The sequence below is a fragment of the Larkinella sp. genome, assembly GCF_965227735.1.
In the GTDB taxonomy this organism is placed as follows: Bacteria; Bacteroidota; Bacteroidia; order Cytophagales; family Spirosomataceae; genus Larkinella.
The window spans coordinates 5,604,029-5,628,023 of record NZ_OZ245776.1; the positions used below are offsets into that span (position 1 = coordinate 5,604,029).

General features: G+C 53.9%; 16 protein-coding genes. 7 read left to right on the forward strand and 9 right to left on the reverse strand.

Features of this window, described 5'->3' with window-relative positions; translation table 11 throughout:
- Both ACO064_RS21945 and ACO064_RS21950 read right to left on the reverse strand, forming a co-directional pair.
- Complete coding sequence (locus ACO064_RS21945) at positions 1-2,073, reverse strand: ComEA family DNA-binding protein (RefSeq protein ID WP_421829364.1); 2,073 nt, start codon at positions 2,071-2,073, stop codon at positions 1-3.
- A 137-nt stretch (positions 2,074-2,210) separates the two neighbouring features.
- Positions 2,211-3,107, reverse strand: coding sequence for a PPK2 family polyphosphate kinase (locus ACO064_RS21950; protein WP_421829365.1), 897 nt, complete (start codon positions 3,105-3,107; stop codon positions 2,211-2,213).
- 303 nt (positions 3,108-3,410) lie between these two features.
- Between ACO064_RS21950 and msrA the strand changes: the two genes are divergently transcribed.
- The 4 genes from msrA (at position 3,411) to ACO064_RS21970 (ending at position 6,730) form a co-directional block, all read left to right on the forward strand.
- Positions 3,411-4,004, forward strand: a complete 594-nt coding sequence (msrA, locus tag ACO064_RS21955) for a peptide-methionine (S)-S-oxide reductase MsrA (protein WP_421831049.1) — start codon at positions 3,411-3,413, stop codon at positions 4,002-4,004.
- A 144-nt stretch (positions 4,005-4,148) separates the two neighbouring features.
- On the forward strand, positions 4,149-4,844 hold the full coding sequence (locus ACO064_RS21960) for a response regulator transcription factor (protein ID WP_421829366.1): 696 nt from the start codon (positions 4,149-4,151) through the stop codon (positions 4,842-4,844).
- Entirely contained in the window at positions 4,841-6,202 is a 1,362-nt protein-coding gene (locus tag ACO064_RS21965; RefSeq protein WP_421829367.1) for an ATP-binding protein, read from the forward strand. The genes ACO064_RS21960 and ACO064_RS21965 overlap by 4 nt, the downstream gene beginning before the upstream one ends.
- 183 nt (positions 6,203-6,385) lie before the next feature.
- Positions 6,386-6,730 carry a hypothetical protein gene (locus ACO064_RS21970; protein WP_421829368.1) on the forward strand — a complete coding sequence of 115 codons (345 nt, stop codon included), beginning with the start codon at positions 6,386-6,388 and terminating at the stop codon, positions 6,728-6,730.
- Positions 6,731-6,861: 131 nt separating this feature from the next.
- Here the strand turns inward: ACO064_RS21970 and ACO064_RS21975 are convergent, their stop codons facing one another.
- From ACO064_RS21975 to ACO064_RS21990, 4 genes are read right to left on the reverse strand one after another with little or no spacing between them, the layout of a single operon-like run.
- Positions 6,862-7,557: a hypothetical protein gene (locus tag ACO064_RS21975; protein ID WP_421829369.1), complete on the reverse strand. Its 696-nt coding sequence runs from the start codon at positions 7,555-7,557 to the stop codon at positions 6,862-6,864.
- A 24-nt stretch (positions 7,558-7,581) separates the two neighbouring features.
- Positions 7,582-8,361 (reverse strand): DUF4097 family beta strand repeat-containing protein, encoded by a 780-nt coding sequence (locus ACO064_RS21980; RefSeq protein WP_421829370.1) that lies wholly within the window; start codon positions 8,359-8,361, stop codon positions 7,582-7,584.
- A gap of 34 nt (positions 8,362-8,395) precedes the next feature.
- The gene (locus ACO064_RS21985; RefSeq protein ID WP_421829371.1) at positions 8,396-9,166 is read right to left on the reverse strand and encodes a HEAT repeat domain-containing protein; all 771 of its coding nucleotides are present in this window, start codon (positions 9,164-9,166) and stop codon (positions 8,396-8,398) included.
- Positions 9,150-9,668 (reverse strand): RNA polymerase sigma factor, encoded by a 519-nt coding sequence (locus ACO064_RS21990; protein WP_421829372.1) that lies wholly within the window; start codon positions 9,666-9,668, stop codon positions 9,150-9,152. The genes ACO064_RS21985 and ACO064_RS21990 overlap by 17 nt, the downstream gene beginning before the upstream one ends.
- 332 nt (positions 9,669-10,000) lie before the next feature.
- Between ACO064_RS21990 and ACO064_RS21995 the strand changes: the two genes are divergently transcribed.
- Complete coding sequence (locus tag ACO064_RS21995) at positions 10,001-10,528, forward strand: hypothetical protein (RefSeq protein WP_421829373.1); 528 nt, start codon at positions 10,001-10,003, stop codon at positions 10,526-10,528.
- Between the two features lie 118 nt (positions 10,529-10,646).
- Here ACO064_RS21995 and ACO064_RS22000 read toward each other — a convergent pair whose 3' ends face one another.
- The 3 genes from ACO064_RS22000 to ACO064_RS22010 form a co-directional block, all read right to left on the reverse strand.
- Entirely contained in the window at positions 10,647-12,755 is a 2,109-nt protein-coding gene (locus ACO064_RS22000) for a prolyl oligopeptidase family serine peptidase (RefSeq protein ID WP_421829374.1), read from the reverse strand.
- Positions 12,756-12,908: 153 nt separating this feature from the next.
- Complete coding sequence (locus ACO064_RS22005) at positions 12,909-14,354, reverse strand: SusD/RagB family nutrient-binding outer membrane lipoprotein (RefSeq protein ID WP_421829375.1); 1,446 nt, start codon at positions 14,352-14,354, stop codon at positions 12,909-12,911.
- A gap of 43 nt (positions 14,355-14,397) precedes the next feature.
- Positions 14,398-17,655, reverse strand: a complete 3,258-nt coding sequence (locus tag ACO064_RS22010) for a SusC/RagA family TonB-linked outer membrane protein (RefSeq protein ID WP_421829376.1) — start codon at positions 17,653-17,655, stop codon at positions 14,398-14,400.
- A gap of 356 nt (positions 17,656-18,011) precedes the next feature.
- Here ACO064_RS22010 and ACO064_RS22015 point away from each other — a divergent pair, with 356 nt between their 5' ends.
- Positions 18,012-20,657 (forward strand): putative Ig domain-containing protein, encoded by a 2,646-nt coding sequence (locus tag ACO064_RS22015; protein WP_421829377.1) that lies wholly within the window; start codon positions 18,012-18,014, stop codon positions 20,655-20,657.
- Between the two features lie 171 nt (positions 20,658-20,828).
- Entirely contained in the window at positions 20,829-23,990 is a 3,162-nt protein-coding gene (locus tag ACO064_RS22020; RefSeq protein ID WP_421829378.1) for a ligand-binding sensor domain-containing protein, read from the forward strand.
- The last annotated feature ends 5 nt before the right edge of the window (positions 23,991-23,995 follow it).

Here is a 23,995-nt window from a genome sequence, read left to right on the forward strand (position 1 = left end):
TCAAAACCGCCACCGCACCTGCACTTTCACCTCGCTCTTGTGCGGTTTTTCAATCTGATCCAGATCGGAGCCGACGGTTTCCTGTTGTCGGAAATCGCTTCGGCTCCAGCGGAGCCAGACGTCCAGGTGTTTGTTGAGGGTATATTGCATCAACAGGTAATTCCGGATGCCTTTGTTGGCATAGGCCGGGATCGAAAACGCGGAGAGTACATCCCGCTCGTAGACATACTGGCGGCTGTCGTAATCGTTCGTGCTGAACCACGCCAACCGCCCGCTGAGAGACAACCGTCCGAAATCCGCCGTGGCATCCTGCGCGATGGCCAGCCCGTTTGACGCGGAATAACCTGCGTACCGAAAACCGCCCCACTGAATCCGCGTACGAAACGACCAGATTCGGGAAGGGGAGTAGTCGGCGTTGAACGCGTAGTTTTTCCGTACGGTTCCAACGGTTTCTTTGGTTTTGCTAAACCTTTCCGGCAGGTTCTTCTCCTTGTGTTCTTCGTGGTAAATCCCGTAGACCGTGAGCTTTTTGGTGGGCGCATAGGTGGCCTGCAACAGGTAATCGTACCCCTGTGATGGTTTATCAACCAGGTATTTCCACCACGGAAACCGGTAGTGATCGATGAACGCACCCAGCGTCAGTTTGCGGTAGATAACATACCGGAGGCCGGTGTAAAGGCCGCGTTCGTTGCTGTTGCGCGTGTTTTCGCCGAAGGCATTGGCGTAAAAACTGTGAAAATTCCGGGCATAATACCGCCCCAGAATCGCGACATCAAACCGCTTCGTCAGGCTGGCGACCGCACCACCAACGGCCCCAATGCCCCCACTTGACGACTGGGCGGCTTCCCCGAAAAAATTGACGTTCTGCCACAGATAACTGCCGTGCAACCCGAAAACCGTGTTTTGTTTACCCGAAAACTCGTAGCGATTATACGGCAGATTGCGTTTTTGCAGGGTTTTGTCGAAAACCGTGTGCAGAACCGTCGCCCCCAGTTGCCACCGTTGATCCCGGTGGTGCAGCACATGCAGGCCTAGATTCTGTTCCAGCAGGCTGGCCCGGTCGGCGAGTTCGGACGCCGTTCGGTGGAGGCCGCTGGTCTGGAGCGAACTGATCTTTTCTTCTTGGTTTTCAGTATCTTCCACGATGTTACCATCCCGTCGGTTGCGAGCCACCAGCAGCGTGACGTCCCAGTTTTTGTGCAGGGAATAGGTGGCCGTCAGCCCCCGCAGAAAACCGGATTCGCTTAGGGAACTGTAAGGCCGCCCGCCCAGCGAGGGGCGCCGAACACCCGCGACGGTTTCGGTGCCTTTGCCCAGTGAAAAACCCGACGCCAGAATCAGTCCCTGCCCGATTTGCAGTTGGTAATCGCCGATCAGGATGTTCCGCCAGCGGCCCCGGTTCTGGAATTGGGCGTGAAACGAAACGTAGTCGATGCCGTACTGAGAATGGCCCGGTTTCCAGCGAAACGGTTCGCCGGGGTCCTGTTCGAGCGTCAGGCCGAAACTGAACTCGCGCGGGCGGCTGTAGCGATACCGCCAATACCACTGCTGCCGACTGCCGTCGTAGCGCCGGGGCAGGTTGCCGTTTTTGTCCGGTTCTGCCGACGTAAATCCCTTTTGCTTTTCCAGAACGCGTTCCACGCGCATGATCAGGTAATGATCGGTGGGATTGCGAACCGAAAGTGAGCGGTTTTGCGAATCGACGGTGACGAAAGGCAATAGTCGGCGGATGGTGGGAAGATCGAAATCCGGGACGGCCTGGAGTTCATAAATCGAAAGCAGGCTGCCAAAGCGGGTGCGGTATTCCGCCAGGCTGTTGAGCTGGCGTTCAGTCAGCAGCGAGGTTGCCGCCAGCTCATCGCGGGTGGCGGTGTTGAGATCGAGCGGGTTGGCGTAAAGCTGGTACAGATTTTCGTAGACCGTTTGGTAATCAATGCCTTCGGTTTGAACCGGAAACAGGTTCTGAATGAATGCCGCGAGGTTGGTCTCACGCCGACGGTATTCCTGCGCAACGGCAAACGATTGGATGAGCAGAAAACCGCTGATCAGCCAAAAGGTAGAACGGGATTTCAAATCGTCGTGGCAAGGGGGAAGGCCGCACCTCCGCCGGACGGCCCGTTCCGGCTGAAAGAACTTCTCTCAGTTGCTTAGACGAAAAAAAGAACCGGAAGACACTCCGGTTCAGACGGTTTGGCGAAAAGAAGGCCGGATTACTCGCCCTTGATAACGGCGACCAGGTCCTGCAGACTTTTTTTCTGACGCTTGTTTACTTTCGGATAGTCGGTTTTGAGATTTTTCACTTCTTCGACCAGAATCTTAGCCACGATCAGCCGCATGTTTTTCTTATCGTCGGCTGGAATGATGTACCAGGGCGCTTTTTTGCTGGCCGTTGCGTTGATCGCATCCTCGTAAGCCTGCATGTACTGGTTCCAGAAACCGCGCTCAACCACGTCCTGATCGTCGAATTTCCAGTTTTTCGACGGGTCTTCGATCCGGCTGATGAGTCGCTCGCCCTGTTCTTTTTTCGACACGTTCAGGAAAAATTTCAGCACCGGAAAACCGTTGCGGTTCAGATACGTTTCGAAGTTACTGATGTCTTTGTAGCGCTGTTTCCAGAGTTTGTCCAGATCGACGGTGCGTTCTTCGGGCAACCGCTGGGATTGGGTCAGGATTTCGGGGTGGACTTTCACCACCAGCACTTCTTCGTAATAGGAGCGGTTGAAAATGCCGATGGTTCCGCGCTCTGGCAGGTTGATGAGGTTGCGCCAGAGAAAATCGTGATCCAGTTCCTGATCGGTCGGTCGTTTGAACGAGTGAACGCGCATGCCGAGCGGGTTGACGCCCGAAAAGACGTGTTGAATGGTGCTGTCTTTGCCGGCGGCATCCATCGCCTGAAAAACCGTCAGCAGACCGTAGCGGTTGTGGGCGTACATTTTCTCCTGCAATTCGTTCAGCTCGGTCGTCAGGTTGCGCAGTAAAACCTCGTAATGGTCCGAATCGTCGTACAGATCGTCTAGTTTGGTGGGGAAATTGGCAATGGCGAATTTCTCAGATCCGCGGCCGTCGAAACGAAACGGTTCTGTTTTCAGGTCGAATGATTCCGTCATGGATGTTATCGTTGTGGTTTACGGGATTCGGGTATGCCGGGCAATTTCTTCTCCGGCGAACCGTCTTAAATTAGATTCTGTTCTTTAAAAACCGTTGGATTGATTCCCGCGTAGATACAGGCTGGAACTCGATTTTGTTATACCGGTGTAAGGTCGGAATAAAACCCTCAACTTCGTACAATGTTTAAACCCATGCATCTAAAACGCGTTAGTATCTGGCTGCTGGCCCTGTTGCCGCTGGCGTCTTTGTCGGCCTGTGGTCAGTCAACGAAACAACAATCATCCGAGAAAAAATCTAAAATTATGAATACCAACAACCCTGTATCAACTGCCGCCGGCATGGAAAAAGCCACCTTCGGCACGGGCTGCTTCTGGTGTACGGAAGCCATGTTTGAATCGCTGGACGGCGTTTCGGATGCCGTTTCCGGCTACGAAGGCGGTTCCAAAGCGAACCCAACTTACAAGGAGGTCTGCACCGGCAACACCGGCCATGCTGAGTGCGTCGAGGTGACGTATGATCCGAAAAAAGTAACCTACGCCGAACTGTTGCAGGCCTTTTTCCGGAGCCACGATCCGACTTCGCTCAACCGGCAGGGCGCCGACGTCGGAACGCAATACCGCTCGGTGATTTTTTACCACAACGACGAGCAGAAGCAACTGGCCGAAACCGTGAAGAAAGAACTGAACGCGTCGGGTGCGTATGACAAACCGATTGTGACGGAAATCAGCAAGGCCACGACCTTCTACGAAGCCGAAGCGTATCACCAGAGCTACTTCGCCAACAACCCGGAGCAGGGCTACTGCTCGTTTGTGATTGCGCCGAAGCTCGACAAGTTCCGCAAGGTCTTCAAGGATAAATTGAAGAAGGGCGACAAGGTGACGTCGAGTCATGAATAAGTCGAATCAAAAATAAAGTCACAAAATGCCCCGGAAGGGGCATTTTGTTTTGTCACCGATCACGCCGGGTGTAGCTTGCTAAGCATTCGATTCGTATTTTACACCCGGTTTTGCTTTCCCATTTGTGAACGCTCACGCTGATTTATGACGACAGGTTCTACGGCACATTTGCTTTTGGTTGAAGACGAACCCAAGGTGGCAACATTCATTAAAAAAGGATTGCAGACGCAGGCATATACGGTGGAGGTGGCTTTGACGGGTGAAGAGGGAAAAGAGTTGTTCAACAAAACGGTTTTTGACCTCATCATTCTGGACGTGAACCTGCCCGACATCAGCGGCCTGGATGTGGCTGAGTACATCCGGCAGCAAAACCGCCGGGTGCCGATTCTGATGTTGACCGCGCTGGATACAACCGCCGATAAATTGCTGGGATTTGAAGCCGGTGCCGACGACTACCTGGCCAAACCCTTCGACTTTCTGGAACTGGTGGCCCGCGTGAAAGCCCTCCTGCGCCGGGCCGGAACGACGGAAGAACCGGACCGCATTCTGCGCGTGGCCGATCTGGAACTCGATCTGCACGAGCGCGTCGCCCGTCGGCAGGGGCAGACCATTGAACTGACGGCCCGCGAATTTGCCCTGCTGGAATACCTGATGCGCAACGCTGGCCGGGTGGTTTCGCGGGTGGACATTGCCGAGCAGGTGTGGGACATCGGGTTCGATACCGGCACGAACGTCATCGATGTATATGTGAGTTACCTGCGCGCCAAGATCGACAAGGATTATCCCACCAAGCTTATCCATACGTTGATCGGAATGGGCTACGTGCTGAAAGAGAAATGAGCCTTCAAAACCGCCTGACCCTGCTGTCGACCGCCATCGTTTCCATTTTGCTGGCCTTCTTCTGCCTGTTTCTGTATCTGGTGGCGGAACAGTACCGGAAAAAAGAATTCCTGACCCGGCTGCGTTCGGAAGCCCTGACGGCGGGGCATCTGCTGGTGGGACAGGAGCACCTGGGGCCGACCCTCTACAACCTGATCGACAAGAATCAACTGACGGTTTTGCCCGACGAAGAAATCATTATCTACAACGCCCAAAACCGCCTGATTTACGAAAGCGGAACGGACTTTCTGACGGTGACACCCACAATTTTAGACCGGGTTCGGGAGCTACAGACAACGCAGTGGCGGGAGGGAAACCGCGAAATTGTGGGGATTATGTTTACCGAAAAAGCCGCGCCGTTTGTCATTTTTGCCTCGGCGGTGGACATCTATGGCGTGCGGTCCATGCAGGATTTGGCGCGGTTGCTGAGCGGGGGCTGGTTCGTGATGATTGGCGTTATGCTGATTGCGGCCCGCTACTTCATGGGCCGTATTCTGGAACCCATCAGCCGGATCAATCAGCGGATCGACGAAATTACGGCCTCGAATCTGTCACTTCGTTTACCCGAAGGCGAAAGCGCTGATGAACTGACCCAACTGGCGCAGCGGTTCAACCGGATGCTCAACCGGCTGGAAGACGCGTTTCGGCTGCAACGGTCGTTTGTGTCGCACGCATCACACGAGTTGCGAACCCCGCTGACCGCCATTACGGGGCAGTTGGAAGTGTCGCTGCTGGCCGACGATGAGCCCGACGAACTGCGGGCAACGCTCCGTTCGGTGCTGGACGATGTTCGGGGACTCAACCGCATGGCCAATGGACTGCTGGCGTTGGCCAATGCCAGCATGGATTCGTCCGCCGTGCCGATGGGTCCCGTGCAACTGGATCGTTTGCTGGAACAGGTTCAACTCGACGTTCAGCGGCTTCAACCGACCTACGCCGTTCACCTTCGCATTGATTCGCCAGGCGCGTCCCCCGCCGACTGGCAACTGACGGGCAGCGAACCGCTGCTGCGGACGGCTTTTTTTAACCTGCTCGACAACGGCGGTAAATTTTCGACCGACCATACGGTAACCCTCCACGCATCCGTCCAGCCGAAGTCGGTGGAACTGCGGGTGCATAATGCCGGGTCGGTGATTCCCCCCGACCAGCTAGCGGAGGTGTTCATTCCGTTTCAGCGGGGGCGTAATGCCAGCGGACTGCCAGGATTCGGAATTGGCCTTTCGCTGACGGAGCGCATTGTCCGGTTGCACAAAGGCGATATTCGGGTGGAGTCGAAGGAAGACGCCGGAACCACTTTTATCGTTACGCTTCCCCGCTAATTGCATTTCTAACGCCGTTCTAATGTCGTTCTAACACGAGCTTAACACCGGCTTACGACCTTTGTAAGGTCAACCAGGCAGTAGGGTATAAACGAACCTGAAACCGAGCGGTTGATTACTTACAAAATAGAAAAAGCCATGAAAACATACATTTTTGCTCTAGCTCTTAGTGGATTAACGATTTTGAATGCTGCAGCCCAGGACGATACGAAGCGTCGGAAGGATGTAACCTATTCGACCCATAATTACAAACACCCCAACAAAGCGGCTGCTGCTCAAAAATGGGCAAACCAGAAAGGGGAAGGCATCAGCGTCCCGGCGGTGAACAACCGGGCGGTAGCCAACTACAAACAACCAAAACTCAATACGGAACCGGTCAACGGGATTCTGGTGCCGCACACGGCTGAAGAAAATCTGGCGAACCGGAACTACAAAATTCAGCATTTCAACGTAGCGGGTCAGGAGGCCCCGGCAACTGAAGTGGCCGGTAACACGCCGAAAGGAACCTTGCCACAGGAGAACGAATAATCCTAAACCTAATTGCTAAAAAGGGCTTAACCGCATCGATGCGGTTAAGCCCTTTTTGTTTTGGTCAAACTTTCTTGATTCTCAATATTCCAATAATTCAGTAGACCGGATCGGTGATGAGGTCTATCTTATTACTTCTTCCGAACATACACATTGTTGCTGATCGACTCCAGCCGTACCTCCGGCCCTCCGCCGTTGACGGTTCCTTCCAGCAGATAACCGACCATCGGATTCTTTTGCTTCTTGTTTTTAAAGTCGATGGGTAAATCGGAATAGACCTCGCCGGTGATGGTTTTCATGGACAGATTCGCGCCCTTGGTTCCGGGCCAGTTCAGGTCCACAAAACCGCTGATGGTTTTGGCAAACACTTCTTCGCTGGCCCCTTCGATGTCGATGTTGCCGTTGATGGTTTCAACGCGCAGTTTGGCTTTGCGGGGCAGAAAGACCTGGTAGTGGATGGTGCTGCAAACGTACGTATTTTGGCCATTGTATTCAGTTCGCCAGTAGGCGGCTTTTCCGGGACAGTCTTCGGCGCGGCCCTGTTTCAGCAATTCCATGTCGAAGTCAGTTTTAACCTTGATTTCGGTCGCCGTCGATCCCGATTCCACCAGCAGGGCGTCGTTCAGCCGCCCGCCGTTGATCGTCGCGGTAATGTGGACGGAAACTTCGGCTTTGTCCCAATACCGGATCTGAATGCTGTCGGCAAATTTCAGATGGAGGTTGATCAGTTGCTCCGGCAGGAACGGTATTTTTTTGTCGATAATTTTCTGGGCGAAGGCCGAGCCGACACTCAGGCCGGTCAGGAGCAGGAACAGGAGCTTTTTCACAGGAATAGGGCGGTTCTTGGTGGCTTACTTCTGCTTGCGGATGTAGATATTGCTGCTGATGGTATTGAGCTGAATCTCAACCCCTCCGCCGTTGGCCGTTCCTTCGATGTGATTGCCTCCGCCTACGCGCGACAAGCCTTCCTTCGTGCTTTTCAGGCCCAGATCAAAGTCGGTGTACATCTCGCCGTTGATGGACCGCAGCTTCATATTGGCCTTCGCATTGGCGGGCAACGTCACGTCCACCGCCCCCGAAATGGTGGTAATCGATGTCGGTTTTTCCTGGCTCAGATTCGTAAAAAAGACGTTGACTTCGCCGTTGGTGGTGTTGGCGACCACGGGGCCGGTCACACTTTTGAGCGTGATGGGCGAGTTGGTGGTTCGCACTTCCAGGTCGCCGTCCATGTTACTGATGGTGACCGCTCCGTTCCGCCAGTTGATTTGCCGGAAGAGAATGGCGACTTTTTTAGGCACCCGAATTGTGTAGTCGATGTCTTTGCGGGTGGCTTTCTCGATTTTCAACCCGCCGTTTTCCGGAGTTACGGCCAGCCCGATGCCGGAATTGTCTACGGCCGAGTAATACAGCGGTTTGAGTCCTTTGGCCCGTTCCGGCGGTGCTTCCAGTCCCGACGAAGCCCGGATGATGACCTCGTCGCCGTCGTAGCCTTCAATTTTGTAGTCACCGGCGTCCATTTCGATGACGATTTTCCGGTCCTTGGCATTGGCGAGTTTAGCCTTGTATTCCTGGGCATTGGCATCCGGAAGGCAGCATAAAGCCGTGACAATCAATAAACTGATTTTTCTCATTGGTTTGGTCTGTAAAAGTGAAAATCGAATACAATCAGGAGGCAGAGCGGTTTTTGGTCTGGGCCAGGCGATTCAGCCCTTCCTCTGCTTTCAGCCGGACCGCTTCCAGGAGTTGCCGGTTTTGGGCGAGCCGTTGCATTGCGTCGACGGCCCGTTTTTCCTGAATCGAAACCAGGGTTTCGATGAGCATGATCTGGACGTAGGGATCGGTCTGAATCTTCAGTGATTGGATCAGGGCTTCCCGAACGCCCGGTTCGTTGGGCAACCGCATCAGAGCCTCACAAGCCGCCAGCCGTACGTTGACGTTATCATCAAAATTGAGCGTGTTGATCAGCAACTGGGTAATCGCCTGATCGGCTTCGGCCAGCTCGTAGCTCTGATTAACCGCCTGAATGCGCTCGCTGGCCGATGTCTGGGCCGCCGGGTCGAAGTTCAGCACCTTTTTAATGGCCACTGTCGACGAAGTTTCGAGCGAATCGGTCGGTGCAGAAACCCGGTTGCTGTAATAATAACCGCCCACAAAGCCGCCCGCCAGCAGGGCCACACTGGCGGCCATTCGCAGCCCCCAGGTCGTCAGACTTCGGATGCGACCCGCCGAACCCAGCCGGTTGGCCAAGCGGTGGTTGAAAGCGGGGGAGGGCTGCTCTTTCCGGACTTCGACAAAGTAGCGAAACGGCCCGGCCTGGTTTTCCAGATGAGCTGGAACCGAGGGGCCGCGAAAAAAATCCCGCAAGGCTTTTTCTTCTTCCAGGGTGCTCTCCCCGGCGTAATATTTTTCGAGCAGCTTTTCAATATCCTGCTTCATAATCGTTGGTCTTTAAGTAACTGTCCCGCACCCGCTGCCGGGCTCTCGACAAAATCACGCGGATGTTGTTGACGGTCAGGCCCGTTACCTGTTCAATCTCTTCAAACGAATACTCCTCCACATCGCGCAGATGCAGAATCAGCTTTTGCGGGTCCGGCAAATCGCCGATGATGCGACGCAGCAGCGCACTGCTGTCTGCTAATTCGGTCTGGCGATACGGCGAAACATCGTCTGCCTGAACGGTTGTCAGGTCGGTATTGCCGTCTGTCGTCCGGTTAGCCTGGGATTTTAGTTTGTCCAGACACAGGTTTCGCGTCATCTGCACCGCCAGCGCTTCGACGCTGTGGTACGAATCCAACTGCTGCCGTTTGGTCCAGAGCCGCAGCAACACCTCCTGCAACGTATCCTCGGCTTCTTCGCGGTTGCGCAGAAACAGTTTGGCCAGCCGGAAAAGCCGTCCCTGAACGGGGAGTACGATTTGTTTGAAGGCTTGTAAATCCATTTCAGAGACAAAGACGACAGAAGAGGGAATTCATTACAGCGGTTGTGCGAAAATTCGACTATTTTTTTGACATCCTTAGTTTGTCGTCTGGAAACAGGCCGCCAGATAGGGTTCGACCGCCCGTTGAAATTATTGTAACTACATGGATTACAATGGGAGCATACGTAGAACTACTTGCTACTAAAAAAGAAATAAGGGTAACTACTACGAGAATTTAAGGGAATTCTACCCGTTTTTCACCGAAATGCGGTCAACTAACCATTCACCACTTGTAAGAACCTGAGAAACTCCCTTATTTTGGCCTAAGTTTCACATCTAACTCATTCATACTAATGAAAAAATTACTCTCCTCACTCCTCGTAATGTCCCTGCTGCTGGTAGGTACGCAATCATTCGCACAATATCAGAAAGGCGATAAATTATTGAATGCCGGTATCGGTTTGTCAAGCTACTACGGTGGTGGTCTTCCGATCGGAGCTTCTTTTGAAGTGGGAATAACCGACGAAATCAGTGTTGGTGCACAACTCGATTTTTACACCTGGGGTTACAACTTCGGTGGTTACAAATGGCGGTATACTTTTGTTCCGGTAGCGGTACGCGGTTCTTACCACGTTAACGAACTCCTGAATCTGAACAATGACAAATTGGACTTGTACGGTGGCCTGGCATTGGGCTATTATATCTCAAGCTTCAAAGATAATTCAGGATACTCGGGATTTTATGATAATGCCTATGGTAACCAGGTACTGTTTGGTATCCACTTGGGCGGCCGGTATTATTTCAAACCGAATTTGGGCGCCTTTGCAGAAGTTGGTTACGGTGTTTCGGCACTGAAGTTGGGGGTTGCCTTCAAATTTTAATCAGGTATCGCCACAACGAAAAAACCGCCGGAAGCTCGCTTCCGGCGGTTTTTTTTTGTGAGACAAAAGAGCAGAGACAAGAGAATAAAGACCAACAGCCCTGTATCTGCTCTCTTGTCTATTTCAACCTCTTCACGCCCATATTCCAGAGCATAAAGGCATAAATATCCGCCGTCGACTCGATGTTTTTCTTCGTGTTGCTGGCACCGTGGCCAGAATTGGTTTCGATCCGGATCAGTGCCGGATTCGGGCCTTTGTAGTGTTCCTGCAACGTAGCCGCATATTTGAACGAATGCGCCGGAACCACCCGGTCGTCGTGGTCGGCGGTGGTGATCATGGTGGCCGGATACGGGATTCCCTCTTTAATGTTGTGAAGGGGCGAATAGGCATAAATCGCCTTGAATTCGTCGGCGTTATCGCTGCTGCCATAATCCGACACCCAGCCCCAGCCAACGGTGAATTTATGAAACCGCAGCATGTCCATCACGCCCACCTGCGGTATGGCAACCCGGAACAAATCCGGCCGCTGGTTGATGACCGCGCCCACCAGCAAACCGCCGTTGGAGCCGCCCCGCAGCGCCAGCTTTTGCGGTGAGGTGTACTTTTGGGCAATCAGATACTCGGCAGCCGCAATGCAATCGTCGAACACATTCTGCTTTTTGAGTTTCATGCCCTGCTCGTGCCAGGTTTCGCCGTATTCGCTGCCTCCGCGCAGGTTTACGGACGCGTAAATGCCGCCCTGCTCCAGAAACGGAATCAGCAGAGAACTAAATCCGGGAGTGAGGGTGACGTTAAAACCGCCGTATCCATACAGCATCGTCGGGTTGTTGCCGTCCAGTTGCAGGCCCTTCCGGTAGGTCAGGAACATCGGTACGCGCGTGCCGTCCTTGCTGGTAAAAAACACCTGTCTGGTTTCGTAATCCGCCGGTTTGAAATCGACTTCCGGCGCCCGGAACAGGGTGGTTTTTTTCGTCGCCAGGTCGTAGTGGTAAATCGTGGCCGGAAACGTGAAGGAAGTAAACGTGTAAAAAACAAACCTGTCGTCGCGCTCCCCGTCAAAACCGCTTACCGTTCCCAGGCCCGGCAGCGACACTTCATTTTCGAGCTTACCGTTCAGGTCGTACACGTAAATACGGGAGGTGGCATCTTTCAGGTAATTCGCAAAAAGTTTGTCACCCGCCACCGACACGCCATCGAGTTTTTCGGGTTTTTCCGGAATCAGATCATTAAGCGCACCGGTTTTGGGCATCACTCTGGAAAGCTTGTAGTTCGGTGCGCCGTTGTTGTGGTAGACCAGCAACTGATCGCCCACGTTGTCGACCACCGAGTAGTTGTGTTTGAAGCCCTCAAAAAGTCGTTTGAACTGCCTGTCACCGGCTTGCAGGTCTTTGTACCAAATTTCGGACCCGTCTGTGCCCTCGGAAATGTTCAGAATCAAAAACCGTTCATCTTCAGTGGTCTGCGAAAAGAAATACCGCAACGGATGCGCTTTGTCTTCATACACCAGTTCGTCCTGAGCCTGAGCGGTTCCTTGCCGGTGGAAATACACCTTCATGAACTCATTTTTGGACGATAACTCCTGTCCGGCAGCGGGTTTGTCATACCGGCTGTAATAAAAACCGTCGCCTTTCCAGGCCGCCCCCGTAAATTTCACCCATTCGAGCTTGTCGGGCAGCGGTTTCAAGGTCTGCATGTCCATCACGTAGATTTCCTGCCAGTCGGACCCCGCTTTCGACAGCGCATAGGCCGCATACCGGCCGTTTTTCGACAAATCGAAGCTCGTAAGCCGCGTTGTGCCGTCGGCCGAAAGCTGGTTGGGGTCGATCACCACCTCGGGCGCGCCGTCCAGGCCCTTCTGGCGATATAAAACCGACTGGTTTTGCAGTCCGTCGTTTTTGTAAAAGTAAAACCACTCCTTTTTACGACTTGGAGCCGAAAAACGGGGATAATTGATGATCTGTTCGAGCCGCTTCTCCAGTTGCTTCCGGTAAGGAATCTGTTCCAGATACCCGAAGGTGACGGCATTCTGGGCCTTCACCCACGCACCGGTTTCCGCCGAACGGTCGTCTTCGAGCCAGCGGTAGGGATCGGCCACTTTCGTGCCGTGGTAGTCGTCGATCTGATCCGTTTTGCGGGTTTTTGGATAGTTCAGCGGAGTGGATTGGGCTATGGCCCCGGAAATTTCAAGCATAAGAAACAGACCAGTCAGAATGGATTTTAGGTTCATACCTATCAACTAGGTTAATACGAAAATGAGTCGATAAAATCCAAATTACGACTTTTGATCTGATTGGAACGCAGATTGGACGGATTTAACGGATTAACGCAGATAAAAATCTGTTTTGATCCGTTAAATCCGTCCAATCAGTGTTCCCACTCTTTACAAAATATCCCACCAATTTTTCACCGCCTGCGTATCGCCCCCGATGTTTTTGGCTGCTGCTGCGCTGTTGGTGGCATTGCTGGCCCGGCTGCCACTGGGGTATTTCAACCGTTTCGGAACATCTTTCACGTCCGGGTCCAGGCTACCCGATGCCGGGTCGATGAACAGGATTTCGCCGTTCGGTTTTTTCGGATCCAGCCGCAACCGTTCCATCCAGGCCTGCAACCCCTGCATGTAGAGCGCCAGCCATTTTTGTGTACCGATCACGTTTTTGAACGTGCCGGCTTTATAAGGAACCCCTTCAAGGTAAGCTGCGACCACTTTCGAATCCGTGATTCCCCACTGCGACATGGAAGCGGTTACGGCGGTTTTATAGAGGTCTTCCGCCGTTTCGGTGCCGACATTCATCCCGCGCGCAGCGGCTTCGGCTTTGGCAAAGGCGATTTCGGCGTAGGTGATCATGTATCCTTTGGCCGAACCGCTGTAGGCAATCACGCCCGGTTTAGACAAGCCAATCATGGTTGGCGAATTGGCTTCTGTGCCATACACTTTGCCGATGTACTTGCCATTCGTGTCGTCCGGACGGGCAAAAATCGGTAATCGCGGATCGTTGACGGATTTCAGATAATCCACCAGGGTCGATGTTACGGCGAATTCCACCAGTGGTCTTTCGACGTCGTTATACGGAAACCGGTTGGTCGTTGAAGCCACATTGTACGGAAAAAAAGCATCCTGGCTAACGCTGGTCAGCGTGTTTTTAACCGCATCTTCGATGACGGTTTTGGCTTCGGCGGGTTGCGCATCGGCGATTCGCAATGCCATGCGAATCCGCAGGGCATTGCCGATCCGGACCCATTGTTTGGCGTCGCCGTTGGCCATAATATCGCCTCGGATCGGGCCGGATGACGTGTTTTGCAGCACATCAATTTGCTTTTTCAACGAAGCCAGCAGGCCAGTGTAGACATCTTTGCCTTTGTCATAAACGGGCTGCGGAATGTCGTCGCCTTTGAGGGCCTGCGAATACGGAATGTCGACGTAGACGTCGGTCAGTACGTGAAACAGCCAGCTTTTCAGGATTTCGGCCACGGCCAGTGTGTGCGGATTGCTTTCTTCCGGGTGCCGGTTGTAGTAGTTCTGGATTTCCTGCAAGTCCATCAGCGGACCGGCATACAGGCTGTTCCACAAACCGTCGTTGGTAAACAGAAAACGACCGTCGGAGGTCTTGTCCGTCCCCATCCAGTATTGCGAAAGTTCCATGCCGATGCGTCCGTTGAAATACGTATCGTACATCAGGTCCGACGCCCGTTTTTCGGCATTGGCCAGGAGGAATTCGGGCTGGGTTTCGCTGGAACGAGCCGGATCGGTGTTCAGCTCCTCAAAGTTTTGGCATCCTGAAAAGGCGATCAGCAGGGCCGCCAACAGGAAAACGGTATTGAATTTCATAGGAATAAAGGTTATGATTTTGCGTGCCCGGTCCGGGCTTGCCTTAAAACGTCATGTTGATATTCACACCGTAACTGCGAACCGCGGGCAGGGCACCGCCTTCAAAGCCAATCTGGTTGCTGATGGAATTGGTGATGTTCGCCGGGTCCACATTGGGCGCATTGCTCTTAATCAGCCAGAGGTTCCGGCCCGTCAGCGTGAGCCGCAGGGCCTGCATCCGGATTTTTTTGGCGACGGCATCCGGGAAATTCCAGCCCAGCCGAACCTCACGTAAGTAGATGAAGCTGCCATCGTATAAATTGGCGCTGCTGATTCGGTTTCCACCATCGGCGTTGAAGTGCGTGCGGGCCGTAATCACCACATCATTCGGGGTTCCGTCGGCTTTCACGCCCGGGTTGATCAGCCCCTTTTCGCGAATATCACCCACGGCGGTTTCAGCCAGCATACCGGATTTATTGCCGTACAGATTGGTGTACGAAAAGAAATCTCCGCCTTTCTGGAAGTCGACCAGCGCCGAAAGATAAAGGCTCCTGAAACTGAATGTGTTGGAGAGACCACCGATAAAATCGGGGTTGGCATCGCCAATGATCACCGGGGTTGGCGTGACGTTGTAGGTGCCATTGGCACCCACCGTCCGGTTCCCATTGGCATCGTAAACGTAGTCGGTACCGAGCATGGTGCCCAGCGACATGCCTTTTTGCGCCACCATCGAAACCTTGTTGGTACGACGTTCCGTGCCGATCACAAACCGCTCGATGCCCTGGATGTTATCCGTGTTCAGGTCGAGTACGGTATTTTTGTTTTTCGAAAAGTTCAGGGCCATACGCCAGCTAAAATTGCGGGTGGTCACGGGCGATGCCGAGAGCGTTAGCTCAATGCCCCGGTTCTGAACGGTTCCGCCGTTGACAACTTTAGTCGAAAAACCGCTTTCGGCGGGTATCTGAACATCCCAGATCTGGTTTTTGGTCCGACGGTCGTAGTACGTAAAATTAAGCCCGAGCAATTCATTGAAGAACTTCAAGTCAACACCGCCTTCTACTTCCGACGAAAGTTCCGGTTTTAACTTGCTGTTAAACAGCTTGTCGGACGTGCTTTGCAGCGGATAGGTGTTGAACGGAGCCACGTAATCATAATACCGGGAAACGCTGTATGGGCTGGCATCATTTCCGACCTGTGCATACGAAAGCCGCGCCTTGCCGAGGGTAAGCCAGTTGGTCTTGGGCAACACATCCGAGAAGATAAAGGAACCGGCAACCGACGGATAGAAATACGAGAAATTACCGGTTTGCTGTAGCGTCGAAGCCCAGTCATTCCGGCCCGTAGCCGTTAGATACAGTAATTTTTTATACCCCAATGTGGCCGACGCAAAAAGGGAATTGGTTTGCCGGTTTCCGTAGGCATTGGAAATCGTTGCCGGAAGAACCGAGTTTTGCAGCACATATACCAGCGGGTTCTGAAGGCCGCCGTTTGTGGTGCCTGCGTCCACACTCGATTTGATGCTCAGGATGTTACCACCCGCCACGGCCTCCAGGCTCAGTTTGGAATCCATGAACGTCTTGTTCAGATTCAGCGTGCCCTGGTAGTTGGTTTCGTTGTTGATCGCTACCCGCTTGGCATACGACCCAACGAAAAACCCTTTGGCACTGCGCACTTCGTCGAGGTGATTGAGGTAATCCGAGAACACCCGCACGTCGGCCGAGAGCCAGTCGTTGATTTTATACGTCAGACCGGCATTGCCGAAATAGCGGTTGTTCTGGTCGGTGTTGAAGCTTTCATACTGGTTCCAGTACGGATTTTGGGTAAACGCCGGTTTTTGAATGTTCCAGGCCGTGCGGTTCCACGACTGCTCCGTTCCGTCGGCGTATTTGTAGTCTTTCAGATACGCATCGTCGATCTGGCGCTGGCCATACATGACGTAAAACAACATGGGGTTGTTGCCGAAAAAGCCGGTTCCGGGTCGCCCTTTGGAATCGTCGTGAACGTAATTGATGCCTCCGCTGAAGGTGAATTTGTCGGTAAATTTATAGGTCGTGTTGAGGCTGATGAAAAACCGGTTCAGGTGGCTGCCGGGATAAATAAAGTTCTGCTTCGTTTGTCCCAGCGAAAACCGGATGGAGCCTTTGTCGGAGCTGCTGGCGACCGACAGGTTGTTGGAAAACGTGAAGCCGGTTTTGAAGAAATCCTTCGCATTGTTGGGGTGAGCGCTCCAGGGGGCGGTTTTTCCGAAGTTCGGATTGTTCCGGTCCTGATCCCACGACCAGTAGTGTCGCACCAGCGTTCCGTCCAGTTTCGGCCCCCACGATTCATCGGTACCGTAGTCTGGAATCAGGTCATATTTTCCTTTCCCATCATTGTCGTCATACGTTCCACCGCCGGGCAGAAAACCGGTCGGATTCTGGTTGACATACAATTTGGTGAAGGCAGAACTGCCCCCGCCCCCGTACGAATTCTGTAGTTTGGGCAACATCGAAACCTGGTCGACCTGCATGTTGAGGTCATAATTGACCGAAATACTGCCGGACCCTTTGCCGGTTTTGGTGGTGATGTAAATGACGCCGTTCTGCCCGCGGCTTCCGTACAGGGCCGTCGCAGCGGCTCCTTTCAGCACCGAAATATTTTCGACATCATTGGGGTTGATCAACTGGGCCGGGTTGCCGTAATCATAGCCGCCACCCCCGGTGCCCTGTCCACCCGTTGTTCCGTAGGAGTTGAGGTTCATGTTGGCCATCGGCACGCCGTCGACAATAAAAAGGGCGTTGTTGTTGCCGGAAATGGACTTCAGGCCGCGAATGGTCACCCGCGACGAACCGCCCATGGAACCGCTGTTGCCACCGATCTGCACGCCCGCCAGTTTGCCCTGCAACGAATTGATAAAGTTGACTTCCCGGGCTTCCTGAATACCGCTTCCGTCGATCTGCTGCACGGCATATCCGACGTTGCGGGTGTTGCGCTGAACGCCGAGTGCAGTAACCACTACTTCGCTCAGGCTCTTGACGTCCGGGATCAGTTTGACGGTTACTTTCGACATGGCGGGTGTGACCTGGACCTCTTCGGTGCGAAAGCCGATGGACGAAATGGTGAGTGTTTGGTTGCCGGATGGCATGGAAACGGTGAAGGTTCCGTCTCCGGCGGTGGTGGTTCCGGTGGTGTTTCCTTTGACGACCACATTGGCCGCGGGGACTGCTGCACTGGTTTCATCAACGACCTTTCCGGTGACTTGCCGGTTTTGAGCCTGGACATGCTGGGTCCACATCGCTATGCCGAACAGCGTCAGCAAGCAATGGCATAAATTTTTCCTCATGGGTTTAGTGTTAATTGGGTATATGATTACTTCGGTAAGTATACATATTATAATAACACCGTGTATCTGGTCGGCAAATTTGTTTGGCTGTAAAATTAAAGAATATGTCCAGTTTAAAATTTTAATCTTACTATTTTAGCGAAGTTAAACAGGATGGTAATAGGCTGGTTCAAAACCAACTACACCCGGTTTTACGTATAAGGAATAGACTTCCCTGAATGGAAATACTGGCATAAATAATTCTATAAAAGCGGGAAATGAAATAGTATTGCAGCGTGATGAATGAGGGGCCGGTTTCGCTATCGGAACGGTTTTTTATTATTTCCTATCTTTTTAGTTACCATAAACCGCATTGTATGCCTAAAAATCTACTTTCAAAAGTTTTAATCGGATTGGTATTGTTGTTGGAAGCGGCCACGCTCCGGGCTCAGGTGGCGGTTTCGTGGCCGCAAAACGGGATGGTTTTTCAGCGTGGTTCCGACAACAAAGCGAGCGTAAAATGCATCATTACCTCGACCAACGGGCAGGCCATTTCTTCGCTGCAACTGCTGTTTTACAAGTATACCCTGGCTGGCGGCACGCAGGGGCCGCTCGATCCGGTAACGGGCAATTCGCAAAGCTGGACGACAGTACCCATTTCGGGGGCCGGAACGTGTCAGGTTACGGCGCAGATCAACGTGGCCGGTGGCATGTACAAAGTGAAGGCAAAGGACAACAGCGGTCGGGAAACAGCCGAGTTCGACCTCGGAGTTGGGGAGGTGTTTGCCATTGCCGGCCAATCCAACGCGTCGGGCATTGTGAATGCCAACAACCCGGCTTACGAAACGGGTAATGCGACCTTCGTCCGGTTTTTCAATGAAAAAGACCAGAGCAACAACCTCCAGGGTTTTGAAGAAAACGATCCGGGAAAATGTGCCGGTTGTTCGCCCGAAACGGTGTATTTTCAATGGTATTGGGGCGGATTGGGAAACAAGCTGATACAGGCGCTGAATGTGCCGGTGGCCTTCTACCAGAACTCCATGTCGTCGACGAGTGTGGTGGAATGGCGGAACAGCAGCCAGAACCGCAATACGCCCTTTAACGACGGACAGCCCCGGTTTATCAACGGGTTTCCGTACCGGAATTTGAAGAATTTTCTGACGGGCCGCGCCAAACAGACGGGGTTGCGGGCCATTCTCTGGCACCAGGGAGAGAACGACCGACGGGATGACCCGACGACGCCGAACAACTCGCCTACCAATACGACCGGCGGTTTTCCACGGGCGATGCGGTATTACGATGTGCGGACCAATTCGATCAACATGTCTGAAAATGACGGCGATGTGCTGAATGAACTGATTGGACAAAGCCGCGCCGATCTCGGTGCCGATGTTCCCTGGGTCATTGCGCAGGCCAGCCATCTTCGGGGCATCAACGACCCGTTAATCGTGGCAGGACAGGTCAAAACGATTGGGTATGCCACCCACGACAACAGCAATCCGTCCGCTGCACCCAAAGCATTTGGCGATCCGTTTGTGTCGCCCTATGGCCGGGCCAACATCTTTAACGGACCCAACACCGACCAGTTTGGCAATTCATACCGGCAACCGGACCCCGATAAAACGCACTTCAACACCCTGGGGCAAAGCGCCGTGGCGACGGAATGGAACAGGGCCCTGACGACCCCGTATAACGGACAGACTTTTTTCAACGCTTCGGTACCGATGCTCAACAAGGGTGAAACGACCGGCGTGCCGACCAACGTGGCCTGCAATCCAACGACGCCACCCGTGGTCAGCGGCAACTTTGACGGCTATCTCTACGGCGCGGACTGCGAAACGTTCCGGGGCTGGGCCTGGGACGCCAACCAGCGAAATACCCCGATTTCGGTTCAGATTCTGGACGGCACAACGGTTATTGCCACCCTGACCGCCGACGAATTCCGGCAGGATCTGGCCAATGCCGGTAAAGGCGACGGACGCCATGCGTTTCGCTACTTCATCGACAACAGCCTGAAAAATGGGGTGAAACACAGCCTTTCGGCCCGCGTAACGGGCAGCAGTTTTGTCCTGAAAAGCGGCCCCAAAGTGATTGAGTGTCAGGGAACGGGCACACCACCACCGGCCAACAATCCACCCCAGTCGCCCACGGTATCCGCGTTGTCGGCCCAGCAGGGCGTAGCCTATTCAACGACTTTACCGGCATTTACGGACCCGGATGGCGAAACACTCACCTACGGTTTATCGTCTATACCGACTGGCCTGGGCTTCAATGCGGCCAGCCGGGTGCTGAGCGGGACGCCCACGGTCAATGGCACGTTTACCCTGACGTATACGGCAACCGATCCGCGGGGCGGCAGCGGCTCAACACCGGTAACCTTGACGATTCAACCTCCGGCAACACAACCGCCGTCGTCTACCACCGTGACGGGCAGCTTTGAAGGCTACCTGGACAAAGTGGAGTGCGGCACCATGCGGGGCTGGGTCTGGGATCGGAACAAGCCCAACACCCCGATGACCATTGAGTTTTATGCCAACGGTGTTGCCATCGGCACGACCGAAGCCAACATTTACCGGCAGGATCTGAAGGACGCGGGCAAAGGCAACGGCGCTCATGCGTATAGCTTTACGACACCGGCCAGTCTGAAGAATAATGCGACGCATCAAATCAGTGCGAAGATTCTGAACAGCAGTTACACCCTGAAAGGCGCGCCAAAACCGCTGGCGTGTGCGCCCCCTGCGGCCCGCATGTCGGCGGGTGTTTCGGAGCAGAACTTGAGGGTAACGGTGTTGGGCAATCCGGTGGGCGAAACCGTTGGGGTGGAAGTTCGCGGAGCCGAAGGACAATTCCTGCGTTTTCAGCTTTCCGACCTGAATGGCCGCATGTTGGCGCAACAGGACGTGGCCGAAGCCGGAACGGTTGAAATTCAGCATTTGCCGGTCGGACGACAGCCGACGGGCTTACTTCTGCTCCGGATTGAGAGTGGTCAGCAGGCGGTTACTGTCAAGGTGCTGAAACCGTAGGAAAGACGAGAGGGGAAAGACAAGAGACAAGAGAGGGAAGACGGGAGAATGAAGACAGCCAGTAGCGGTTTTTGGTCTTTTATCTCTTGTCTTTCCTCTCTTGTCTTAACAACATTTGCAGGTTACCGATCTATCTGTTAATTTACCCTGATGTTTCCGTTTCGGTGACAAATGAAACTAACCTGTATCTTGTTCCTGCTCTGCTGGCTGATCGTCCTCGGATCGCCGGTGGCTTCGGGAGCTCCGAAAGACCCGCTCAGTCAGTCCCTCCGGATCGACCACATTGGCGTTGACGATGGTCTGACGCAGGGTTCAGTGTATCACATGCTGACCGACAGCCGGGGGTTTCTGTGGTTGGGTACGCAGGACGGCCTGAACCGGTATGACGGGGCGCATTTCCGGCATTACCGCCCCAATCTGACCGATTCTACTGCCATTGTCGGCATCAATATTTCCGGCATTGTGGAAGATCGCAACGGCAATCTCTGGATTGGGACGGAATATGGACTCAACTACTACGACCGGGCGACCGACCATTTTATCTGCATTTATTCGTATTCGAAAGCCAAAAAACCGTTAAAAAGCAAAACCATCCCGTTTTACGCCAACGGGCAGGAGGTGTTGTATTACAGTGAAACCGAAGGGCTGGTTTCGTTGACGATCAAAACCCGCCAGAAGCTGGTGCTGGACCCGGGTGTGCGGCCCACGCATGAATACGACCAGTTGAATTCGACCGTTCGGACTCCGCTGGGCGATGTGTGGCTCCACGCGCCAACCGGTTTGATTCGGTATAATCTCTACGAACGGCGGGCTCATTATTACTTCAGCAATCACCCCACCAACGAAGCAGGCCCGGCGGTGGGCGTTTTTTCGTTTCATTGCGATACGGCGGGGGTGGTCTGGCTCGGAACCGCAGCCGGTATGATTCGATTTGAGCCGCAAACGGGTCGTTACCAAACGTTTATGCCGGATGGTGGGCGTTCTCTGACTTCGATTTATACCATTGCGGAAGACCACGACGGTCGGTTGTGGCTCGGCACCCAGCGCAGCGGAATCTGGCTGTTTGATAAACAGACCAGCCGGTTCAGCCCCGTCAGCGGTTTTACCAATAGCTCCCGACACCTGGCCGATTACGAAATCTGTAAAATCTACATCGACCGACAGGGCATTATCTGGGCGAATACCGACCCTGATGGCCTGGCCCGCATTGTGCCGGGCAGTACTTTTTTTGGCGGTATGGCTGTTTCCAAGAACGAACCGCACGTGGCCAAAGACCCGTCGATGCTCAGCCATTTTGTGGTGCGTGGTTTTCTGGAGACCTCCCCAACGGAGCTGTGGATTGCCACCGAACGAAGCCTCGACGTGTTGGACCGGTCCCAAAACCGCATCATCCGGCGGTATCTGACGCAGGCCAGATACAGCGATTTACCCTCCCGAACCCTCATCAAATGCCTCTACAAAGACCCTCAGGGCCGAATCTGGGTCGGCACGAACGGGGGCGTTTTTACCTTCGACAAGGAGAAATCTACCTTCCGGAAAATTCCGCTGCCGGGTTCGCCCAACAGCAAGGTGGTCGAAAATTTTGTCCGTCGGCTGCTGTCCATCGATGACAATACCATGCTGGCGGCCACCGAAGACGGCCTTTTTCTGCTCGATGTTCGCCAGAGGAAGTTTACCCTGCTGCCGACGATGGTTCATCAGAATATTTTCAGTCTGGCCCGCGACCGTGCCGGTCACTATTGGGTGGGAACCTACTCGGCCGGATTCTACTGCTATGAGCGGCCACCCATCGGCAAAGGGTTTGAACCTCAGCGAATTGTGAAGGGCCTGGACGGCTACACGATTCTTTATTTTTATGAAGATCCTGTGCATCCCATTGTCTGGATGGCGACGGACAAAGGGCTGGCGGCTCTGAACACCAAAACCGGCCGCATCAGCCTCTATGACCAGCAACACGGCCTGGCCAATCCGTTCATTTACGGCATTCTGCCGGATCACCAGAACCGGCTGTGGATGAGCACAAACCGGGGCCTGGCCTTTTTTAATCCCACCACAAAAAAGTTCAAAAACTTCGACATGTCCGACGGGTTGCAGGGCTACGAGTTCAACGGCAATGCGTATTTCCGAACCCAGGACGGCGAGCTGTTTTTCGGTGGTGTAAACGGATTCAACCGGTTTTATCCGGAGCAGTTCCGAACCAGTTCCTACATGCCGGCGGTTCACATTCACACGATGAGTGTCAATGAAAAGCCTTATCAATCAGAAGGTTATATTGGGGAAGTGGCCCGCGTCGAACTGCCCTTCGATCAGAATACCGTAGCCCTTGAATTCACGGCTCTGGACTATTACAGCAACGGTCGAAACCAGTATCAATATCAACTCGTTGGCTACGATGACCAGTGGGTGCAGTCGGGGCTGGACACCTACGTCCGGTATGCCAATCTGCCGCCGGGGACCTACACTTTCCGGGTGAAAGCCGCCAACAAGGATGGCCAGTGGAGTCCGAAAATCAAGCGGTTGACGGTGGTGATTCAGCCGCCGTTCTGGCAGCGGGCATGGTTTCTGGTGTTGCTGGGATTGCTCGTCGGCGCGATCGGTTTTTACTGGCTTCGCAGGCGCGAAAACCGGATTCACCGGCAGCACCAGCGGAACACCCGGCTGGCCGTGGAGTTGCAGGAGCAGATCAAGAAAAACCTGGCCCGCGACCTGCACGACGAGATTGGAACCCAACTGGCGACGCTGAAACTGTACGTCGGTCGGCTGGTCGATCCGCCCGGTCATCCCGCTCGGTCGACTTCTCTGAGCGAGCTGGCGCGGCAACTCATCAGCGACATCATTGGCAACATCCGCAACCTGCTGCGGGAGTTGAGTCCCCGAACGCTCGAGCAGTATGGCTACGCGGCTGCCGTGGAAGAACTGCTTTCCCGCATCGACAAATCGACGCTCGAAACGCACTTCTGGGCCGACGAATTGCCGTCGCGGCTGAATCCCGAAACCGAACTGATGCTGTACCGGATTACGCAGGAACTGCTGAACAACACGCTGAAACACGCCAATGCACGGCAAGTGAGCATCCGGCTGGTGTATGAAGAACCGCTATTGAAACTGTATTACAACGACGACGGCCAGGGTTTCGACTACAAAGAAGCCCGGCGGGGGCTGGGCATCGGCAACATCGAGTCGCGGGTGGCGTTGATCAATGGCGAGATCGACTGGCAATCGACGCCCGGCGATGGCACGCGGGCCATTGTAACGCTGACCTACCGGCCAACGAGCCGGTTTTCGCTGAACCGGCTGGAGCGGTCGATCAAAAAAGTGACGGCTTTGTTTTAACCCCG